The sequence below is a fragment of the Pseudoduganella sp. RAF53_2 genome (genome assembly GCF_052113985.1).
Taxonomy (GTDB): domain Bacteria; phylum Pseudomonadota; class Gammaproteobacteria; order Burkholderiales; family Burkholderiaceae_D; genus Rugamonas.
Window position 1 is genome coordinate 1 of record NZ_JBFRDW010000706.1, and the last position, 2964, is coordinate 2964.

3 protein-coding genes are annotated in these 2964 nt (G+C 51.4%); all 3 read right to left on the reverse strand.

The features are described 5' to 3' along the window. Window positions 1-564, reverse strand: a 564-nt coding sequence (locus AB4Z11_RS28135; RefSeq protein ID WP_442029126.1) for a TniB family NTP-binding protein, incomplete at its 3' end; no start/stop codon positions are given. After that, the gene (locus AB4Z11_RS28140) at window positions 557-2602 is read right to left on the reverse strand and encodes a Mu transposase C-terminal domain-containing protein (protein WP_442029127.1); all 2046 of its coding nucleotides are present in this window, start codon (window positions 2600-2602) and stop codon (window positions 557-559) included. The genes AB4Z11_RS28135 and AB4Z11_RS28140, both read right to left, overlap by 8 nt. Continuing rightward, window positions 2595-2964, reverse strand: a 370-nt coding sequence (locus tag AB4Z11_RS28145; RefSeq protein ID WP_442029128.1) for a hypothetical protein, incomplete at its 5' end; no start/stop codon positions are given. The genes AB4Z11_RS28145 and AB4Z11_RS28140, both read right to left, overlap by 8 nt.

A 2964-nucleotide genomic window follows, 5' to 3' on the forward strand; every position in this document is an offset into this window, starting at 1 on the left:
GACAATCTCTTTGGCTGCTGGGGTGCCCAATAGAACCACTAGACACTGAGACTGTTCAATGAGGTCACGTATCCAGTTACCAATACCCATCACCACGTTCGTACCGCGTCTGTCCGGCACATCCTGAACGTTGTCAATGAAAATTATCTTTGTTTCAATCTTCTTTATTAATTTAATTGCTCGACGAAAAAGTTCCTCGGCATCACTTTTCTTTGGCACAGGGTCACCCAATGCCGCTAGTAAAGCGATCCCTAGCTGTTTGCGACTGGGATCTACTGGTGAACTAAACACTACCACTGGAACTCTGCTGACAGTGCCGGAATGGTCTGCTTCATTCCGTTGCAGAAAAAGTTTTGCCAGGCGAGACTTTCCCATCCCGCTATTAGCGATAATAAGCATTCCTTTTCCTTTGCCTTCTATTACACATCGCCTATTTAAATGCGAGATTTTTGAGTAAACGATGCGCAAATCTGGATGCACGATAAAAAGCTCATGTGCGATGTGTGCGAGGCGTTCGGTTGTTAAGCGATGTCGCCAATTCGCTTTGCCGGTGTCATCAAACATTTTCGTCCAAGCTCCACATGTGTTCGTCCAAATCCAGCGCAAGCTCAAGATCGTGCTCATCCATCTCCGGTGCGACCTCCAGCTCCCTATCATGCAGGACCGCCTCAAGCTCGCCCATTTGAACAGGGTTCGACAACATAATTGGATGAGAGGATTCATCAAACGTTAGAATCTGTGCTTCTACCCGCTCGACCATCTTCGGGGACCATCGCAACTTCATTACCTCTTTCTTCAACTCTGCTTTGAACTGGACATATTGCTTACGGCTTGGGTTATTCACCTTGTTGCGGTAGGCCAATATCCTCACCGCGCGGTGTTGGTACATTGTCAGGCCGCTTGTGTATTCTGGGTTGACGCTATCAGCGCGGTACCACTGGACGTCCTTGCCAAGAGGATCTTTGAACCAAATGCATCCCAGATCGTTTGGATCGTATTTCAAGAAAATGTCGTGCCCTAGCCATCCTTGCTTAATCATTTGCTGTAGACCGGGATGCTGATAGATCAGGCCGTGGAAAACGATATGCTCGGGGCGTAGCTTCCGCGTTTTAATCGGCATTGCTGCCAGCCTCATCCTAAAGACATCACCCGGGAACCTTGGCTGACGGCCTATCATCCCCTCAGACCACAGCTGCAAAGGCGTATACCCGTCGACACCAGGTTTGTTGGCATAAACGTTGTATACCCAAGCAAAGTAGAGTTTGGCGAACTCCTCAACTGTCGCTGTCGCTTTCTCCTTGGCCTCCTTACGGAAGTCCAGCGACAACTTTGGTCCTACAAATCCTGGCAAATCTGCGAGGAATTCCTTCACCGCTCTTCCGTTGTAGTTCTCAATGTTGGGTTTGTGACGCGGAGAATATGGCTTCGCATAGGCGGTTCCAATTCCGCACAACTCAACGAGCGCGGCATCAATTACCCTTGCGTGATTTTGCAATGCGTTGTCAAAAATCACTCGCGACGGTAAGCCACAGTACGGCACTTCGCTTTTTACTCGGCACATCAATGGGGACGACATGTCCTTCGGCATGATTGCATTTATCAGAGCGTTTAGCGCCGTCCACTGGTTGGGCGCTCTGCCAGAGACCACATGCCCGACAGGCATTCTTGAATATTGGTCCAGGACCACGGTCAGCCATATCTTCCCTAATGGAAGGCCGCTACGTTCGCAGACACCGAAGACACCGGTATTTTTGTCGTCACATTCATAGCGCTGGAGCGGAGCTATTGCCCTGTTTCTGCGGCTCCATTCATCGAACTCCCGCGCTGCTTGCTTATCCCCCTTATTGCGCTTTGTCATTTCCAACGCGCTCACTACCGCCTTCGTATGACGCCTGACTGTGGAGTAGGCGGGTCTATATTTTGGTGCGTCATCGTCAACCCGGGCGATAAGTTTCAGCTCGACTTCGTCGTATACGTCAGAGAACAAAATGCGGCCTTTGCTGCTCCTTACCTTCTGCAATGTCTCACTGAGCGCGTCCCAAGTTATCGCATCCATCCGGCGCTTTCCTGGTCCGCCGCGATCCGCGTAGTTTGGAAATGCCACGGCAACATTTCCACCTGCCTCTTTAATTGCCAAGTCACATCTATAGATGGTCCACTTTGACGGAGCTCGCGCGTCACCGCGCCGTATCCGTATCTCCTCAATTGCATTCTCAATGGCTTCAGTAGGCCGTAGATTGTCGAATTCCTTGAGCAGGTCTTCCCGATAAGCCAATTTCTTGAACCCTTGCTCCTGCTCAGCTTTGCTCTTGTCAGCAATCAGACCTGATACTGCCGGGAGTTCGTCTTTCGCTCCTGGCGGCCGTTTTGCTATCACGCTACGGTGAGCCTCTTCCGGGGCAAGGGGATAAATTTCGCCTTTGCTAAATAACTGAAGAAAGACGTCTCTAGGTATTTGATGCAGGTCGCCACTGAGTAGCTCTCTGACCGCGACCTGCTGAGGCGCGACGTAGTCAATGACCACAGTCTCATTGGCCAAAGTGCTGTGACGGAAATGCACCCCAGGGCGCATTGTGAATTCCCATTGCAATTGATTAGTCATGGCGTACTCCCGTCCTGTGCTTGGTAGCAAGCTTGCTCCACCAGCTTCTCTGCGCCACTTGAAGCTCGAAGTAGGAGCCCATCAAGTCATCTTGCGGCTCGGGAGTCAGCAGCATGTCGTAACGTGTCGCCTCATTCAGCGGCATAAACGCTTTCCACCGCCACGCAGCCGCCTCAATCACATCCAGGGTAAAGCCAGCCCGGACGGCATCTCCGATGGTTGTCGCTTCGAATCGCCGCAGCCAAGCCGAGAAGGTGTCGGTTTCTGCGTTAGGAACATTGGCGCCATTCACGCGCCACATGTCCAAATTCAGGGTCATCACGTTTCCGAGGTGTTCTTGGTCAGTCCATACGAGGTATGGC

What these genes read in the sequence shown, in the direction of transcription:
- AB4Z11_RS28140 (WP_442029127.1), bottom strand. Translation starts at nt 2,602, where the DNA reads ATGACTAATCAATTGCAATGGGAATTCACAATGCGCCCTGGGGTGCAT.